Below are 16,973 nucleotides of genomic sequence, written 5' to 3' on the forward strand. Positions count from 1 at the left end.
CCTTTGCGTCGCAGGCGTTGAGGGCCTGAATGTACGGCGTTCACCTCACCCGTGAGGGCGCGACATTCTCCGTCTGGGCACCCGACGCCACTACCGTCACTTTGTGCCTGTTCGACAATGACGGATGCGAGCATCGCCATGCCATGGCCCAACAGGGCGATGTCTGGCAGGCGCAGATTGCCGGGGTTGCCGCCGGCCAGCGTTATGGCTTTCGCGCTGACGGCCCATGGGCGCCGGAGCAGGGGCTGTGCTTCGACCCTGCCAAGCTGCTGGTCGATCCCTGGGCGAGCGCGATCGATCGGCCTTTTGTCTTTGATCCCCAGCTTGCCGAGCGCGGCGTGGAGACGGCGCCGCTGGTGCCGCGCAGCGTCGTCACCGCGCCGCTGGCCGATCTCCCGCCAGCGCCGCCGCACTTCCGCCAGGGCGCCCTGATCTACGAGCTGAACGTGCGCGGCTTCACCATGCTGCACCCGGACGTGCCGCCGGCGCTGCGCGGCACGGTGGCGGCGCTCGCACACCCGGCGGTCATCGCGCATCTCCAGAAGCTGCATGTCGGCGCTGTCGAACTGATGCCGATCGTCGCCTGGATCGATGAGCGGCATCTGGTCGCGCGTGGTTTGGCCAATGCCTGGGGCTACAACCCGATCGTGCCCATGGCCCTCGATCCCCGGCTTTGTCCCGGCGGCATGGCGGAATTGCGCGAAACGGTGGCGTGCCTGCACGAGGCCGGCATCGGCGTCATTCTCGACCTTGTGTTCAACCACACTGGTGAGAGCGACCGGATCGGGCCGAACTTGTCGATGCGCGGGCTGGGCGAGCGGAGCTATTATGCGCTGGAGGCCGATGGCGACCTCGTCAACGTTGCCGGAACCGGCAACACGCTTGATTTTACCCAGCCTGCGGTGCGGGCGCTCGCGCTGGACACGCTCCGACGCTTCGTGCGCGAGGCGGGCGTAGATGGCTTCCGCTTCGATCTCGCGCCAGTGCTCGCGCGCGGCCCGACGTTCGATCCGCAGGCGCCAATCTTCGATGAGATCGCGCGCGATCCCTGGCTGGCGGATCGTGTCCTGATCGCAGAGCCATGGGATATTGGCGCGGACGGCTATCAGCTCGGCCGCTTTCCTGAGAGTTGGCTGGAGTGGAACGACCGCTATCGCGACGATGTGCGCCGCTTCTGGCGTGGCGACGGCAGGATCGGCGCCTTCGTCACGCGTCTCGCCGGATCATCGGACATCTTCGGCAAGCCGAGCCGGAGCGTCAATTTGCTCGCGTCTCATGACGGCTTCACGCTCGCCGATACCGTGGCTTATGTCCATCGTCACAATCTCGCCAATGGCGAGCATAATCGCGATGGGCATGGCGAGAATTTCAGCTGGAACCACGGTGTCGAGGGGCCGAGCGACGACCCCGCCGTAATCGCGGCCCGCGGGGACGATCTGCGGGCCTTGCTTGCGACGCTCTTTGCCTCGACCGGGACGATCATGCTCACCGCCGGCGATGAATTTGGCCGCACTCAGCAGGGCAACAACAACGCTTATGCGCAGGATAATCCGCTCTCCTGGATTGCCTGGCATGATCGCGATACCGCACTCGAGGCTTTTGCCTGCGCGCTCTCCGCCGCGCGCGCGGCGGATCTCGATGCGTTCGCGACATTTCCTGAGCCCGGCCGCTGGTCCCGGGCGGACGGGGCGGATATGAGCGTTTCCGACTGGGAATCGGCCGAGACCGGCTTTGTCCGCTACGAAACGGACTTGCCGAACGGTCGCCGCTTCACGTTCCTCGTCGACCGCGCGCAGCGCCGACTCATTGTTGACATTGTCCGGCATTGAGTGAAAACCGGGCGGGGAATGGGGAATCATTCCGCGCAAAGCGAAGGGCCAGCGGCCTGGCGCAGCAGCACGGAACACCCTGAGGGGCATAACAGGTCAGTCTCCCGTCGGATGACCGGAGCGAGGAGTGGATTGCATGAAGGATTTAAAGGGCCAACTGGCTTTCATCACCGGTGGCGCTTCGGGTGCCGGCTTCGGTCAGGCAACCGTGTTCGGACGGGCGGGCGCTGAGATTGTCATTGCGGATGTGCGCGCCGAAGCTATCGACGCCGCCCTTGAGAAGCTGCGGGCAGAGGGCGTCCGCGCCCACGGCATCAAGCTCGATATCATGGACCGCGACGCCTATGCGAAGGCTGCGGACGAGGTCGAATCCGTTTTCGGCCGCGCGCCGACGATCCTGTCGAACACTGCTGGCGTCAACAGCTTCGGGCCCATCGAGAAGACGACCTATGATGACTTTGACTGGATTGTCGGGGTCAACCTCGGCGGCGTCATCAATGGCATGGTCACCTTCGTCCCGCGCATGATCGCGGCCGGCGTGCCGGGGCATATCGTGACAGTGTCCTCGCTCGGCGGGTTCATGGGCAGCGCGCTGGCCGGCCCTTATTCGGCGGCGAAGGCGGCCAGCATCAACCTCATGGAAGGCTACCGGCAGGGTCTGGCGCAATATGATATTGGCGTCTCGGTCTGCACGCCGGCCAATATCCGCTCCAACATCGCCGAGGCGAGCCGCCTGCGTCCTGAGAAGTTTGGTTCGAGCGGCTATGTCGAGAATGACGATTCCATCGCCTCCCTGCACTCAATCCACCAGCATGGGCTCGATCCCGAGAAGCTGGGCGAGGCGATCATGAAGGGCATTCAGGAAAACGCGCTCTACATCATTCCCTATCCGGAAGTGCGCGAGGGGCTGGAGAAGCATTTCCAGGCGATCATCGAGTCCGTCGCGCCGATCGAGAGCGACCCGGAGGGCGCGCGTCTGCGCACCGAGGCGTTGATCAACTGGGGTCGCGACCGCACGCGCGTCTTCGCCGACGGCAAGAAGGGCGAATAATCGCATTGCGCGATCGAATTGCGCTGGGGCGCCATGCGGAGCCATGGTCGCGCTAAGAACTATCGGAGAGAGACATGACCCTCAAATTGTACAGCTTTGGCCCCGGCGCCAATTCGCTCAAGCCGCTCGCGACGCTCTATGAGAAGGGCCTCGAATTCGAGCCGGTGTTCGTGGACCCGGCCAAGTTCGAGCAGCATTCGGACTGGTTCAAGAAGATCAACCCGCGCGGTCAGGTGCCGGCGCTCTGGCATGATGGTCAGGTCGTCACCGAATCCACCGTGATCTGCGAATATCTTGAAGACGTGTTTCCGGAAGCCGGCACATCGCTGCGCCCTGCCGATCCATTCAAGCGCGCCGAAATGCGCGTGTGGACCAAATGGGTGGACGAGTATTTCTGCTGGTGCGTCTCCACCATCGGCTGGGCATTCGGCATCAAGGCGATCGCCCAGAAGATGACCGACGAGGAGTTCGAGGATCATGTCACCAACAAGGTGACCATTCCCGAGCAACAGGTGAAGTGGCGCCGCGCCCGCAACGGTTTCCCGCAGGAAATGCTGGACGAGGAGTTCCGCAAGGTCGGCGTGTCGGTCCAGCGGCTGGAGGAGACGCTCTCCAAGCAGGACTATCTGGTCGACAGCGGCTTTAGCCTCGCAGACATCTGCAACTTCGCCATTGCCAATGGCCTGCAGCGCCCCGGCGGCTTTTTCGGCGACTATGTGAACGAGCAGAAGACGCCCGGCCTGTGCGCCTGGCTGGCGCGCATCAACGAGCGTCCGGCGATCAAGGCGATGTTCGAGAAGGCCAAGAGCGAGGATCTGCTCAAGGCCAAGCCGCAGCCCGCCGCCTGAGCCGGGCGGCGGTCATACCCCAACGATAAGAGGCGGACCGGGCAATGACGCAGGATCTCACCATCTACCACATTCCCGGCTGCCCCTTCTCGGAGCGCATCGAGATCATGATGGCGCTCAAGGGCGTGGCGCTGAAGGATGTCGAGATCGACATCTCCAAGCCGCGCCCGGACTGGCTGCTGGCAAAGAGCGGCGGCACCACGGCGCTGCCGCTGCTCGATGTTGAGAATGGCGAGAGCCTCAAGGAGAGCATGGTCATCCTGCGCTATCTTGAGCAGCGATACCCGCAGCCTGCCGTCGCGCATCCCGACCCGTTCCACCACGCCGTCGAGGGAATGCTGGCGGAGCTGTCCGGCCCGTTCTCGGGCGCGGGTTACCGCATGATCCTCAACCGCGATGCCGACAAGCGTGAGGAAATGCGCGCGGCTGTGGACGCGGAGTTCGGCAAGGTGGATGCTTTCCTGCGCCGCTACGCCACCGGCGCGGACTTTCTGTTCGAGGATCGCTTCGGCTGGGCGGAGGTCGCCTTCACGCCGATGTTCAAGCGGCTGTGGTTCCTCGAATATTACGAAGATTATGCGGTGCCCGCCCAGTTCGACCGGGCGTTGCGCTGGCGCGCAGCCTGCGTCGCGCATCCGGCCGCGCAGCACCGCAGCCATGAAGAGCTGATCAAGCTCTATTATGATTATAGCCAGGGCGGCGGCAACGGTCGCATACCCGAAGGGCGCGCCGTCTCCAGCCTCTCGCCGGATTTCGACTGGCGTAAGCGCCCTATGCCTCCCCGGGACAAATGGGGGCGCCCTGCGACCGACAAAGAACTGGGCCTTGCCGCTTAACGCGCAAATTGCTTAGCATGCTATGATCTGATTGCCACATCCTTCATGCTTTCTTGCCAAGGTGCGTCTTCGGGCCATGACATGAGGAATTGTTAACCATAATGAGGGACTTGGCCTGTGGGAGCGAGCAGGCCAGTCGGCTTCCCGAGAGCCGGTGTGGGTATCGCCTTGGGGGATCTGGTTTGTCACGCCGCAAGTGGCTGATCTTTGGATATGTGTGTCTGGCCGGTCCAGCTTTGCCAGCGCTGGCACAGGGGCAGCCTGCAGACCAATCGCGCGGCTCCGTTTATGAGGCCGCTTTTTTTAGCCCCTCCGCACCCAGCAATGCGCTGGAGATGATCTCCCTGGTGCCCGGCTTCACACTGGACGAAGGCGATGCCGAGATTCGCGGTTTTCGGCAGGCGGCAGGCAATGTCGTGATCAATGGCCGACGGCCCAATGCCAAGAGCGAGACGCTCGGCACGCTGCTCTCGCGCATACCCGCCGCCCGCGTCGTCCGCATCGAACTCGCCTCGGGCGATCGGTTCGGGACGGATTATGCCGGTCGCGCGCTGGTCGCCAATGTCGTGCTGTCGCAGGAGGGCGGGCTCGCCGCGACAGTTGAGACGACCTTGCGCCGGGAATATCGCGGCGCGATCCTTCCGGAAGGAAGCATATCCGCGCTGTGGAATCGGGGCGCTTCGACTTTCAACGTCGCACTCGCCGTTAAAAATGCTGCGACATCGGAGGAGGGGTTTGACCAGCTGGTCACGCTGCCCGGCGGCACCGAGCAGGAATATCGCGAGAAGTTCAGCCGCTTCCGCAATCCCCAGCCCTCCGGCTCTGTGCGGTGGACGCTGAACGAGGGGGAGCATCGCACGGTCAATCTTAGCGCCAGTCTCAACCTCAATTATGATGACCTGACGCAAAGCAGCTTCGTGCAATCTGCTGACGGATCCGAGCGCAACGACGCCCTTGTGCAGCGTTGGTTTACCCGCACCATGGAAGTCAGCGGCGACATCACCCGCCCACTCGGCTCTGGCGGCATCAAGCTGCTCGGTCTGGCCTCCCGGCGATATCGCAGCCTGCGCGATCAGGCGACCGAGGCCAGCCTGGCAGGGGACGATCTGGGCGGCCTCTTTCAGAACCAGCATGACTGGCGGGACGAGACGCTGGCGCGCCTGAGCTGGAATGGCACGGCATTCTCGGGCTGGACCGTCGAGGCAGGCGTGGAGGGCGTCCGCACCCGGCTGGATGGCCAAGTGGATCTGTTTTCCGTCGATCCCGATGGGGCCGTCACGGTTTATGATCTGCCCGTCAGCCACGCGGTGGTGACGGAGGATCGCGGCGAGGTCTTTGCCAATGCGGGCCGGCCACTGTCATCCCGGCTGCGGATCGATTTGGGCCTTGCCTATGAACGCTCGCGTCTCAGCGTAAGCGGCGATGTCAGCGCCCGTCGGACACTCGACTTCGTCAAGCCCAAGGTCGCGCTGGACTGGCGCCACGGCGCCTGGCACAGCCAGATCAGCGCCGAAAGGACCGTGGCCCAGCTCGATTTCGAGGATTTCGTCAGCGCCGCGGAGCTTTCGGCGGACCGGGTGAACGGTGGCAATCCCGATCTCCTCCCGCAACGGGCCTGGGAGTTCAAGCTGAGCGTCGATCGCGCCTTGCCGGGCGACGGGCGGATCACACTCGATCTGGGCTATGATTTCATTGCCAAGGTTCAGGACCGCGTGCCGACGCCGGAGGGCTTTGATGCACCGGGCAATCTGGGCGACGGCACCCAGTTCAGCGCGGCGGCCAATATCGATCTGCCGCTCTCCCGGCTGGGCGTCAAAGGCGGGCGGCTCACCCTTTATGGCTCCTACATCGATACCTCCGTGCGGGATCCGTACACGCTGCGCTACCGCCCCTTTTCCGGCTATGCGCCCTTCTACTACGAGGCGCGCTTCCGGCAGGATCTGGGCCGCTTCGCCTGGGGCACGAGCATGACCGGCAATAGCGGGTCGGACAGCTATCGGATCGACGAGGTGGACTTCAACCGGGGGATCGCGCCCAATGTCGCCGCCTTTGTCGAATATCGCCCGAATTCCCGTTGGACGGTGACGCTCGGCAGCGAAAACCTGCTGGATGGCGGCAAGCGGCGCGTGCGCGACTTCTACGATCCGGACCGGCGCTCGCTGATGCCCTATGAGCGCGAACTGCGTCATCGCGAGAGCCACCTGGTCGCATATCTGACCATCAAGCGCAGCATCCGGTAGCCGCTCCCCTCAAGGGGCACGCAACGGCCGATCCATCCTGTGTTCAGGCGCATCATGCCATGGATCTTTCAGGTCGGCGCGGCATTGTAACGGTTCACGGACGCGCTGACGCTGTAACTGTCCGTGCCAGTCAGGCATTGCCGAGCCGGATGATGTCATGCAGATAGGCTTTCAGCTTGTCGCAACGGGCCTCTGCGCCCTTGTCGGTTCCGGCTTTGAGCCGGGCTTATGGTAGTTTGACCAGTGCGGATCGCGCGCCATGCGGTGCGGGGTCTGCCCGGTGCAGGAGAATGAGTGCTGATGACACTGAGTGTGTTGCTTGCCGCGGCGGCGGCCGCAGGATCGCCGCAATATATCCCGTCCAGCCCCACGCTGGGGATGGCCGAAGGGCGCTGCCGCGCGAATGAAAGCGGCCCGGCCTATATGATCAACATCAACGGGTTGAAGGACCGTCAGGGTCTGGTTCGCGTCGAGCTCTATCCCAATAGCGACGAGGATTTCCTCGCCGACGACAATGTCCTGCTCATGGCGGGCAAACCCTTTCGTCGCGCCGAGATGAAGGTGCCGGCCAGCGGCCCGGTCGTGCTCTGCATCCGCGCGCCGAGCGCGGGCACCTACACGCTGAGCCTGCTGCATGACCGCGATTCCAACCGCAAGCTCGGCCTGTCGGTGGATGGCGTCGCTTTTCCGGGTGATCCCAAGCTGTGTTGGGGCCAGCCCAAGGGTCGCGATGCGCGGGCGACCGTCGGCAATGGCCCGACCACGATCAACGTCACCATGCAATATCGTCGCAGTCTGGTCTGCTTTGGCCCGCTCAAGAAGTAGCGGAAAGGGGAGGGCTGGCGTAGCCGCCCTCGCGTGTCAGGCTGCCAGCGTGCCCGTCCGTCGCACGACGGGGTTGTCGACGAGCTGCTGATAATAAGCGAACAGATCGGCGAAATGCTCGTCGATGGTGCGCACATGTTGCGCATAATGGAGGGCTTTGGCTCGCACCTCTTCCTTGGGCGTTGCAATAAAGTCCAGGATCGCCTTGGCTGCGGCTGTTGGATCGGCTGACTTGTACAGCCACCCTTCGCACAAGCGGGCGTGATCCGCCGCGCCACCACGATCCGGCATGATGAGGGGCAGGCCTGCCGCGCGCGCCTCACCGCCGACGGTGCAGAACACTTCTGCCTCGCAGCCATGGATCAGGGCATCGCAGCTGGCGAAAAGACGCGCGACTGCCTGCCTGTCGGAGATCGGTGAGAGCAGATGGACGTGCGGGATTTGCGCGGCGGCGCGGGCCACCCGCGCGCGATCGCGCCCATCGCCGGCAATGACGAGGCCGACCGGCGCCTTGTTTCCCGCCATGGTCACGGCCTGGATCACCATAGGCCAGCGCTTCTCCGGGCCGTGCCGCCCAGCCCCCAGCAGCAGCGTTGCTTCAGGCGGCAGGTCGCAGCGCGCAAGGAGGCGGGCGCGCAGGTCTTCATCACGAAAGTCCGGAGAGAAAATGCCTGGCTGAACGCCCATCGGATTGGTCACGACCCGATTCATCCCACCCGCCAGCAGGCGATTGGTCTGGTCCTCGCCAGTCGTGATCGAGCCGTCGAAAAGCTGGTCCATTCGCTTAAGGTGGCGCCAGAACATGCCGAAAGCCCGGTCAATGGCCGGACGGGGTAGGAAAGGATCGAACCAGCGATAGGCATAAGCCGACATGGGATCGGCATGCATCACCAGCGCCCGCGGTGCTTTGCCTGGCCACTCGCCAACAAAGCGGGCGCTGCGCCAGGGCGAGGAGCATTCGACGACGTCGGGTTCGAGTTGGCTCAGCGTATCGTGCAACGTGTCGACGTCGCGGAAATAATGGTAACGCCGGTCCAGCGGAAATTGAGGGTTTTCCAGGTAGATGATCCGCGCGTTGGGGCCATGATCCTCAACGCGGAAACCCGGCCCTGGTGCGATCACCACCACTTCATGTCCCGCCGCGGGTCCGGCGAGAAGCTTGCGATCGATGTAGGTTTTTACGCCGCCGCCATAGGGCGTGTAGAAGGCGGCGACATCCACAATGCGCATGGATGTCACCCGGCGCGGGCGCACATGGCGTCCACCTTGTCGCGCGATCCTGCCATCAGGCCCGCTTTTCTTTTCTGCCAACCCTGATCGTGGCGAGATCACCGATGGCCAACACCGCACCGATGACGAGATGGGTCAGCAGGATAAGGGTGGTGATGAGCGCGATGAGAATGTGGATCTCGCTGTCTTGCCCGACCGCGAACACGGCGACCGCCGCGAAGATGATATCCTTGTTGCTGATGAGCGGCAGGCGCGAGAGCAGCATCCGCACCGTGGCCAGCACCAGCCACCAGCCCAGCGCCACGTCCGGGAGGGCCAGGCTCCACACCACCGCGAGCAGGACGTTACCGACCAGTAGTCGCGCGAAATGCAGGCCGGAAATGGCCCAGAGTTGCGTGCGCGTGAGGCTGAAGATGCGCTTGCTGAACACGAAGACCAGCAGGGAGACGACCATGATGACGCCGACCGATGCGGCCAGGGCGGAACTGGTAATGCCGAGGTTCAGGCTCTTGGCATAAGGATAGACCAAGGCCATCATCGCAAGCGTGAAGATGTTGGACACCACAGCGGAGAGGATCGCGACGTCCTTGACGGCGCCGAAGGGCGAGCCCTCCATTTTGATCTTCTTGCGGGCCCAGCTGTAGAAATAGGCCTCGCCGAGATAATCGACGATCAGCTCGTTGGTGACGTTCTTGCGCGCAAGGGCGATGAGACCTTCGCCCGGAATATGCCAGAGCCAGCGGAAAATGATGAAATCGAAGGCCAGGCCCGTGAAATAATAGCCGAAAAAGGCGACCCAGAACAAAGGATTGGCCGGGATGGTCTGCAACAGATCGTCCAGGCGGAACGACCGAAACTGCCAGATGACAACCGCAAGAATGGCAATGGACAGCGCCGGGGTGATCCACACCCACCACGAGGTCTGCCGGACAGGAAGCGGAATCGGGTCTTTGGAAGGATCGTCGCTCGACGGAGCAGGGGCTGGTGTCTGCATGTGTGTTTGCTTACTTGATAAGGCCCGATCGCGTCCGCGCTGCGGATAGCAACAATCTGGCCGGGGTCAAAGTCTATTTCCCCGCGACACGGCGGAAGAGGGCGATCCACTTCTCCAGCGTCGCCTCCATCGTGAACAGCGATGCACGCGCGCGCATGGCGGATATCTGCGGCTTCTGGTCGCACACGCGATCCATGGCGGCGGCAAGAGCCGAGACATCCTTGATCGGAACCAGCGTGCCCACATCCTCCATCATCATCGGCATGGCGATGGTGCAATCCGTCGCGACGATGGGGATCGCGGCGGCCAGCGCTTCCGCGACCACTGCGGGCACGCCTTCGAAGTCCGAGGAGAGGATGAAGGCATCGGCTTGCGCAAACCAGGGGTCGACAGGGTTGTGATGGCCGGGAAGACTAAGCTGCGCGGCGACGCCGAGCGCCTGCGCCTTCGCTTCCAGCGTAGCGCGGAGCGGGCCTTCGCCCACGATCGTCAGCCGGTCGTCCGGTCGCGCGATCCGCGCAAAGGCATCCAGCAGCAGCTCGAAGTTCTTTTGCGGGAAGAGGCGCCCCACGCCCAGGAAATGCCGGCCCGGGTTATTGCGCGGCGTGCTGTCGCGCAGACTGGCCAGACGCTGCGCCACCGCCGCCGTCATCGAGGCATTGTGAATGATGGCGATCCGCTCGGGTGGGACGCCCATCTCGGTTTCGATTTCGTCGCGGACCGGCGGCGCCATCGCGACAACAGCCGCATAGATATGGCTGTGGCCATGCATGATGAACCGGCTCAGCCGCCGTCGCAGCGGGCTGCTGTGGCGCTCGTCGAGGCTGTTGCTCGGGCGCAGCACGATGGGCGGGCAGCTCTTGCCCAGAACAAGGCGCGTGACCGCAGCCACCGCCATCAGCCCGTTGCTGGGGAAGAACAGCACATCGGGCTTCAACCGCCGCACGATGCCCGGCAGCTTCAGCATCATCCACAGGCTCTCGGTCTCGATCCGCGCGAGCCGGCCCGGGGGCGGGATGATATAGGGGACGTCCGGCGCCTCTTCCTGCAGCCGGCCTTCCCACCGGCCGAGCGCGATGCGGGCATCGAGCCCAGCCTCTCGCCAGGCCTTGGTAAAGCGCAGCAGATCGCGCTCGACCCCGCCCGGTTCGAGGCTGTGGAGCACGCTCAGGACGAACAACGGCCTCTCGTCAGCCATCAGGCGGCAAGATCCGCATAGCGCGCGGGCGTGTGGGTGCGCATGAACTTGCTGTACGTCGCGTCGATGCTGTCGAGCAAAGCGGGTACGGTGGTGTCCGGCGGATGCACCGCAATGCGGGCATTGGGCAGCGCCCAGGGCGCGGCGCGGGCGGCGGCGGCGACCATCAGCGAACTGGCGATCCGTCCCTTCGTGCGGCTGGCCCAGGTGATCACCGGCCCCTTGGCGACGACGCGGCCGGTTTCCGGCTGCCAGACCTTGAGATGATCCTCGGCGAGCGGAAAGCCGCAATCGGCGAGCGCCTGCAGGCTGTCCCGCGAGTAGAGCCAGGCCGGGGCGATGAACCCGGTGACGGGCCGGCCGATGGCGTCCTCGACGATCGGGCGACCACGCTCCAGCCGGCGACGCGCTTCCTCCCGCGAGAGCTGCGCGAACTCACCGGCGCCGGCCGTCATGTGCTTCTGCATGAAGCCCTTTTCGCGGGCATCGTCGCGGTGGCACCAGCCGTGGAGGAACATTTCCACCCCGGCATCGGCCCAGCGACGCAGTTTGCCGGCAAAAGCGGCATTACCGGCGAGGGGCGCCTTGTCTTCGAAATCGGGCACCACCAGCATGGCGAGGCGCGGACCACCGAGCAGGCCGCTCAGGCGGTCGAACAGCGCATCGACTTCGCTTTCAAAATGCGGCGTCACATCATGGATCGAGGCGAGCAAACGAGGCATGGGCGAGCCGTTACACCCTTTCCCGCGCGCCGTCACGCCCCACCGCATGGGGCAGAGTCAGAAGGCGCGGGTGATGCCCAGATCCACGGTCGTGCGCCGATAATCGTAGATGCCGACCGTCGAGATATTGCGCTCATAGGCCAGCCGCACGACCGGCGAGAAGCCTGCCACCTCGATCTGGCGGAAGGTCGCGCCGACCGATCCGCGCAGGAACCACTCCTTGCGGCGCTCCGGGAACAGGGCCAGCCGGGCATCGGCTTCGAGCCGCCGCACCGTGGCATTGGCGAACAGGGTCGTGCGGCCCATGTCCCGCCAGCCGAGCAGGGTCGCCCCGCCCGAGGCGGTCGCATAGCCGGGATCGCGCGCGGTCTGGCGCGTGCCGCTCAGCTGAATGCCGACGCCGCTGCGGGCAGACAGCGCGCGCTCGATGCCGGCGCTCAGATTGTAGAGCGCGCCATCTTGCAGAGCGTTGCGGTAGTAATGCGACTGGCCGTAGGAAAAGCCGACATCGCTTTGCGCGCGCCGCCCAATCCGCTGCGTCCAGCGCAGATCGGCAGTCTCGGTGCGCGCATAAGCCTTGCCGCCATAAGTGCGCCAGGTGACGCCGGCAGAAGGCATCAGGCGGCTGCGGCCGCGCTGCCACTCCAGCCCCAGCAGGGCGCTGCCGGAGAGGTCGTTGAACTGGCTGGCGCGATAGAAGGTGCCGTCACCCGAAAGGCGCGGTACCAGCGTTAGTCCCTGGCCCAGCCCGACACGGGCATAGACCTGCCCTGAGAGGCGCAGGCCAATGCCGGATTGCTCGCGCGCATCCTCGTCCAGCGTGAGCGGGGCGATCACCGTATCCAGTTCCTTGGCGTCGGTGGCGCGGTTGATGTTGCTGTCCGGCGCCATGGCCAGCTCGAAATTGCCGCCGAAGCGCCGGTTGGAGCGCAATGCGGCGGCGAACCGATCCACCACCTGCTGCACGTCCGGTGGCAAGCCATTGGCTTGCGCTTGCCGCAATTGTTGGCGGGCGCGGCTTTCATCGCCCATCGCCGCCAGCACGCGCGCGAGTTCCAGCCGCACGCGGGTCGCGCCCGGCTCCTCATCCAATATGGCGCGGAAGGCGAGGGCGGCATCGGTCTGCCGGCCCTGCTCATCGAGCATCATGCCCAGGCGAAAGCGCGCTTCGGAGCGGACCTTGAGATCGGGATCGCGGGCAAGCGCACGATAGATGGTCTCGGCATCCTCCAGGCGCCCCGCGACGCGCGCCTGATCGGCGAGGTCGAACAGTTGCGCAGCATTGAGGCCGGAGATGGACCTGGCGTCTTCGGAAACGGTCGGCGTGCTGCCAGCGGGCGGTTGGGCCTGCGCCTGCGCTTCCAGCGGGGCATGCAGGCACAGGCCTGGGATCAGCCCCAGCCAACTCAGTCGTCGCAATGTCATGGCAGGCCCTTGCCGGTGCGCTATGGACAAATCAATTGGTGCGTTTGCCCACCGTCGCGCCGCTTAGATAATATGTGCTGCTGGTATCGCCCGGCGCGGTCTGGAAGCCGAAGGTGCCGCCGATCTCCGTCGCCGTCGGGCCGTAGAGAGCGCCCTCGAAGAAGCCGAGATAGGCATTGCTGCCGTTCACGACGTCCGCCGTCAGTCCGGCGTCGATGTCCATGACCCCGCGGTCGAAGGTAAACGTGCCGAAATTGCGGGTGCTGCCGTCGAAATTGCTCTTGCCGATCGGGTTGAGCGAGCCAGTGAATGTGCCGGCGCCGAAATTGACGGCGAAGTTGCTCGTTCCGCTCAGCGCATAGGTCGCGCCGCCGCCGAACTGCGCCGCCGTGCCGCGAATGATGCCCGTGAAGCTGCCCGAACCGGTCGGGATCTGGAAGCCATTGGTGCGGATGCCCCAGGCGAACCAGCGGTCGAGCCTGTCGCTGCCCGGTGCTTGCGCGCGCTCCCACCGGCCGAAGCTCGCATAGCTGAGCGCAATGGCGGTGTTGCCCGAGCCGGCCTTGTTGAGCGAGAGCGTGTAGGACAGGCCGTCGCCCCCGGTGATCCTGTAGACAGCAAGAGCGTTCGAGGAGGCCGCCGAGTCCAGGCTGGCGGAACCGAATGTCGTGTCGATGCCCCGGTCGCTATCCTGATAGCGATAGCTGCCTTGCGCGGCATTATAGGTGAACAGACCGTTGGAGCGCAGCAGCGCTGCATTGTTCGCGCTGTTTCCATTGCCGGTATCGGTGAGGCTCAGCTGGCTGAACCGGTGCTCGAAGCTGTCATCGAATTGCAGGGTGGTGAGCGACATGTTCAGCCCGGCCACCGTGCTGTCCTGCCGGCCGAGCATATAGCCGGCGGTCACCTCGCCGTCGGCGCTATAGAGATACCAGGTGGCGCCGACTTCCTCGCCATTGGGGCCGTAGAAGCGACCGTCCCAACCGCCGTTGAAGCGCTTGCCGTCATCCATGAAGAAGTTGCCGGAAAAGGCTGTGGTGCCGCTGGTCAGCGCCGCCTCACCGAAATAGGCGCCGATGCCCTTGATGAGGCCGGTGTCCACGTCGATCGTGGTCAGCACGCCGCTGCTGGTCAGCGCGCCGGTCTGGAAGTCGATCTGCAGGGCGCCGCTCCCGGCTACCGCAAAGGGAGAATCGATTGCCCGTGCGCCGACAAGGCTCACGGCATAGCGCCCGGTGCCGGATGGCTGGAGCTGGCCGGCAGGCGTCTGGATGCCATAAGTGAACGGATCATAGGTGAAGTCGAGCGTGTTGCCGGACACGGTGGCGCGCTCCCATGCGCCGCCGCCGACATAACGATAGGTGAGTTCTCCCGATGTGCCGGGCCGTGTCAGCGTCAGTGCCTCGCTGGTCGTGCCGAGCTTCTGGAAGCTGATAAACGCCGGGGATCCGGACGCGACCAGATCGGCTGGGGCGAAGGTGGCGCTGCGGTTGGCCGTGGCAATGGAATAGCTCTGCGTGGCGGCGTTATAGGAGATCGAGAGCGTGCCCCGGGCCGACTGGCCATTCTCGACCGGCCGCTCATCGGCATAGAAGCGGCCGGAAAGATTGCCGCCATTGCTGGTGAACGTCTGGCTCTGCAGCGGCCCCATCAGGCTCGTATTCGGCCCGACAATCGGGTTCGGGCTGGGGGCGGGCGCCGGCGTCGGGGTGGGCGTCGGCGTGGGAGTGGGAGTCGGTGTCGGGGTAGGTGTGGGAGTCGGCGTAGGGGTAGGCGTCGGGGCCGGCGTCGGTGTCGGGGTAGCTGTGGGAGTCGGCGTCGGTGTCGGGGTCGGCGTGGAATTGACGCCGCCCGCTCCACCGCCTCCGCAGGCGGTGGTCAGAAGAGTGATGAGGAGGGGCATAGCCCACTTGCTCTGCTTGACCATGACGGGGCGAAACTCCGGATTAATGAGCGCGAGACGGTTCGAGGGTTCGTGTCCGGACGTTGGCCAAATATAATTGACGAAAAGTTTATCATCTTGGAACTGGGTCCGTTTTTGAGACGGTTGGAGGTGAAGTCGGTAAAATTTCACCGCAAAACTGCACTTGCGGGTGCCGCATGGCGCGTTAACCATCTTCCGGGCTTCCCTGTCGGGTCAGAATGGTTAACAGTTCTTAACTATGAGACGCGCCCCCGTTCTGACTCACGAAGAGGCGAGACATCCGTTTCGCCAGTCGCTTCCCCGCCATGTGTTCCGGCCTGCGCCGGACGCGACGTCGCAAGCCCGCCCCGCGCCGGACGAAGACAAGGACTGGAAGTTGTTTGTGCTGAGCTTCGCGGCGTTCTTTACGGTCGCCTACACGTTCATCGTGTGAGGACTTAGCGGCTGCCGGCTTCCCGCGCGGCTGCCAGGTCCGCTTCACACGCCCGGTGAAGCTTCAGCGCCAGCAGGGCGCAGATGCCGCACATGCCGCACATAATAAGCAGTGCTTCCCGGTTGCTCAGGCCCGCGCTGGTCGCGGCCATGATGACGAGCGCACCGAAGACCATCGCGCCTGAGTTGACGACATTGTTGGCGGCGACTGTCCGCGCGGTCTGGTCCTTGCTCACCGTGGTGGTGAGGAAGGCGTAGAGCGGCACAACGAACATGCCGCCGAATGTCGCGATGCCGAACAGTGCGATCACGATGCGCCAGCTATGTGGCGCGGCGAGAAAATCGCGGACCGTATAGAGCGTATCGGCAGGCGCGCGCACCCAGTCGCCGGATGCGTAGGAAAAGAACCAGATGAAGCCGGCCATCATCAGCACCGAGATGGGCGAGTAACGGGCGGAGACGACGCCACCGAGCAGGCGGTTGACCGCCACCGATCCCACCGCCACGCCGATCGAGAAGATCGCGAGGAACATGCTTGCCACTTCCTTGGTCGCGGTGAACTCGTTCTTCACCAGCGGCGGGAAGATGATGACCAGCACCGTGGCGATCATCCAGAAGAAACTGATCGACATGATCGCCAGGAACAGGCGGCGAATGTGCATGGTCGCCGAGATCAGGCGCCAGGAGGCCCGGAAGATATTGTAATCCATGTCGATGGGCGGGCCGACGCGCGGGGCGGGCGGCACCATGCGACCGGATAGATAGCCGATCATCGCGATGATGAGGACGCCGCACGCCGCAGCGGTCGGGCTGATCCAGCCCGCGACGATCGTCCCGGTCAGAATGGCGATATAGGTGCCGGCTTCGACGAGCCCTGTCCCGCCGAGCACCTGATCCTGCTCCAGATGCTGAGGGAGAATCGCATATTTGATCGGCCCGAAGAAGGTCGAGTGAACGCCCATCGCCAGCAATGCGGTCAGCATGAGGCCAACGCCGGTCATCGGGTGCCGCGCGCTCACCAGCAGGCCGGCCGCGCCGACCGTCATGATGAGGATTTCCGCGAGCTTGACCGTGCGGATGATCCTCGACTTGTCGATATTGTCCGCAAGCTGGCCAGAGAGCGCCGAGAGCAGGAAGAAGGGCAGCACGAACAGCCCGGTCGCGACTGCGTTGAACGCCGATTCCTGCTGCGGGTCCTGAAACACGCCATAGGTCGCGAACAGGATCATCGCAGTCTTGAAGAGATTATCGTTGAAGGCCCCGAGGAACTGAGTGACGAACAGGGGCAGAAACTTCCGGTGGCCGAGCAGCCGCAGGGATGCCTGCATAAGTGCGTGAACTCTTGTGATCCGGCCGGACTCGTGCCGTCGCCGGGCTTCTAGCGGCGAAATGGGCAGGTGAAAAGACATTGGATGCCGC

14 protein-coding genes are annotated in these 16,973 nt (G+C 64.4%); 7 read left to right on the top strand and 7 right to left on the bottom strand.

Features of this window, described 5'->3' with window-relative positions:
- Nucleotides 1–29: 29 nt before the first annotated feature.
- From glgX to M2343_RS01990, 6 genes are all read left to right on the top strand, one after another.
- A complete protein-coding gene (gene glgX / locus M2343_RS01965) occupies nucleotides 30–1,829 on the top strand; it encodes a glycogen debranching protein GlgX (RefSeq protein WP_264575393.1) in 1,800 nt (599 codons plus the stop codon).
- 136 nt (nucleotides 1,830–1,965) lie between these two features.
- On the top strand, nucleotides 1,966–2,880 hold the full coding sequence (locus tag M2343_RS01970) for an SDR family NAD(P)-dependent oxidoreductase (protein ID WP_264575394.1): 915 nt from the start codon (nucleotides 1,966–1,968) through the stop codon (nucleotides 2,878–2,880).
- Nucleotides 2,881–2,954: 74 nt separating this feature from the next.
- Complete coding sequence (locus tag M2343_RS01975) at nucleotides 2,955–3,728, top strand: glutathione S-transferase family protein (RefSeq protein ID WP_264575395.1); 774 nt, start codon at nucleotides 2,955–2,957, stop codon at nucleotides 3,726–3,728.
- 44 nt (nucleotides 3,729–3,772) lie between these two features.
- Complete coding sequence (locus M2343_RS01980; protein ID WP_264575396.1) at nucleotides 3,773–4,564, top strand: glutathione S-transferase family protein; 792 nt, start codon at nucleotides 3,773–3,775, stop codon at nucleotides 4,562–4,564.
- Between the two features lie 335 nt (nucleotides 4,565–4,899).
- Entirely contained in the window at nucleotides 4,900–6,804 is a 1,905-nt protein-coding gene (locus tag M2343_RS01985) for a TonB-dependent receptor (RefSeq protein WP_264575397.1), read from the top strand.
- A 300-nt stretch (nucleotides 6,805–7,104) separates the two neighbouring features.
- Nucleotides 7,105–7,629 carry a DUF2141 domain-containing protein gene (locus M2343_RS01990; protein WP_181560162.1) on the top strand — a complete coding sequence of 175 codons (525 nt, stop codon included), beginning with the start codon at nucleotides 7,105–7,107 and terminating at the stop codon, nucleotides 7,627–7,629.
- Nucleotides 7,630–7,665: 36 nt separating this feature from the next.
- Here M2343_RS01990 and M2343_RS01995 read toward each other — a convergent pair whose 3' ends face one another.
- The 6 genes from M2343_RS01995 to M2343_RS02020 form a co-directional block, all read right to left on the bottom strand.
- Nucleotides 7,666–8,859 (bottom strand): glycosyltransferase, encoded by a 1,194-nt coding sequence (locus M2343_RS01995; protein ID WP_264575398.1) that lies wholly within the window; start codon nucleotides 8,857–8,859, stop codon nucleotides 7,666–7,668.
- A 55-nt stretch (nucleotides 8,860–8,914) separates the two neighbouring features.
- Nucleotides 8,915–9,853, bottom strand: coding sequence for a hypothetical protein (locus M2343_RS02000; RefSeq protein WP_264570835.1), 939 nt, complete (start codon nucleotides 9,851–9,853; stop codon nucleotides 8,915–8,917).
- A gap of 73 nt (nucleotides 9,854–9,926) precedes the next feature.
- A complete protein-coding gene (locus tag M2343_RS02005) occupies nucleotides 9,927–11,051 on the bottom strand; it encodes a glycosyltransferase (protein ID WP_264575399.1) in 1,125 nt (374 codons plus the stop codon).
- Nucleotides 11,051–11,773, bottom strand: a complete 723-nt coding sequence (locus M2343_RS02010) for a DUF2334 domain-containing protein (RefSeq protein WP_264575400.1) — start codon at nucleotides 11,771–11,773, stop codon at nucleotides 11,051–11,053. Before M2343_RS02010 ends, M2343_RS02005 begins: the two co-directional genes overlap by 1 nt.
- A 57-nt stretch (nucleotides 11,774–11,830) precedes the next feature.
- Nucleotides 11,831–13,198 carry a surface lipoprotein assembly modifier gene (locus M2343_RS02015; protein WP_264575401.1) on the bottom strand — a complete coding sequence of 456 codons (1,368 nt, stop codon included), beginning with the start codon at nucleotides 13,196–13,198 and terminating at the stop codon, nucleotides 11,831–11,833.
- 31 nt (nucleotides 13,199–13,229) lie between these two features.
- A complete protein-coding gene (locus M2343_RS02020) occupies nucleotides 13,230–14,849 on the bottom strand; it encodes a transferrin-binding protein-like solute binding protein (protein WP_264575402.1) in 1,620 nt (539 codons plus the stop codon).
- A 511-nt stretch (nucleotides 14,850–15,360) separates the two neighbouring features.
- On the opposite strand from M2343_RS02020, the gene M2343_RS02025 reads away from it, so the two are divergent.
- Nucleotides 15,361–15,555, top strand: a complete 195-nt coding sequence (locus tag M2343_RS02025; protein WP_181560155.1) for a hypothetical protein — start codon at nucleotides 15,361–15,363, stop codon at nucleotides 15,553–15,555.
- Between the two features lie 4 nt (nucleotides 15,556–15,559).
- Here M2343_RS02025 and M2343_RS02030 read toward each other — a convergent pair whose 3' ends face one another.
- Entirely contained in the window at nucleotides 15,560–16,882 is a 1,323-nt protein-coding gene (locus tag M2343_RS02030) for an MFS transporter (RefSeq protein ID WP_181560154.1), read from the bottom strand.
- Nucleotides 16,883–16,973 lie beyond the last annotated feature (91 nt).

The sequence above is a fragment of the Sphingobium sp. B8D3B genome, from assembly GCF_025961875.1.
In the GTDB taxonomy this organism is placed as follows: Bacteria; Pseudomonadota; Alphaproteobacteria; order Sphingomonadales; family Sphingomonadaceae; genus Sphingobium.